This window comes from Vibrio sp. 1288, from assembly GCF_033344475.1.
Genome location: NZ_JAWPOX010000382.1, coordinates 1 through 777 on the forward strand (window position 1 = coordinate 1; position 777 = coordinate 777).

Below are 777 nucleotides of genomic sequence, written 5' to 3' on the forward strand. Positions count from 1 at the left end.
CCTTGGGCGTATTTTAATGCACTCGCTTCTTTGTCATAAAGATGGGCTAATCCCAGCCATTCGCTGCCCACTGTGACTCGGTACTAAGCTTGATAAGCTCATTTGCTTTTTGCGTTAACTCTTCTTTGTACTGAACCGAGGCTTTTAGCTGATTTTGGAACAGGTTTTGATTGTACTTAGCGCGCCATAACAAACTGAGTTCATCTGTGGAAAAAGTTTGCGAAAGCAATTGGCGCTGCTTGTGTTCACTTAACAAGGTATTGAACACCTTAACATGCTGATTGTAGTTGGACTCTAAACGGTTGAATTGGGTAAGATTGTCATCCCAAGAAGATGGATTACATTGAACATTGGCGAACCCTAGCAAAGGGAACAAGATAAGTATCAGCATCCAGTAGTGTTTGTTGATCATGATTGCTCACGTAAGTTAACCGTCTCTAAACAGTATAGATGGCGAGATAAGCACAAAGAATAAAAAGGAAAAGAACATGAAAAAAGTTCTCATCGCAGTGTTGATTCTTCTGCTGCTGGGTGGCGCGGGTGCTGGTTACTATTTCTTTTTTATGCAAAAAGACGAACCTGAAAAGCCTGTTGCGGCTAAAACGGAAAAGGCGCCTGTAGATAAAGGGGATGCCTCCAAACCCATCATGGATTTAGAAGCGCCAGCTCCTGAAATCACGGAATATTACGTTATCGAGCGTCGCGTTAACGTTTACAACAAGCCTGATGATAAGTCTCTGATAGTTGATGCGCTTTACAAAGGCGAAAAAGTGTCTG

2 pseudogenes are annotated in these 777 nt (G+C 42.5%); one reads left to right on the forward strand and one right to left on the reverse strand.

Annotation, left to right across the window (positions count from 1 at the left end):
- Positions 1-49: 49 nt before the first annotated feature.
- A pseudogene (locus tag R8O11_RS26905) lies at positions 50-412 on the reverse strand (ATPase); the annotation flags it as partial.
- Between the two features lie 76 nt (positions 413-488).
- Here R8O11_RS26905 and R8O11_RS26910 point away from each other — a divergent pair.
- A pseudogene (locus R8O11_RS26910) lies at positions 489-777 on the forward strand (hypothetical protein); the annotation flags it as partial.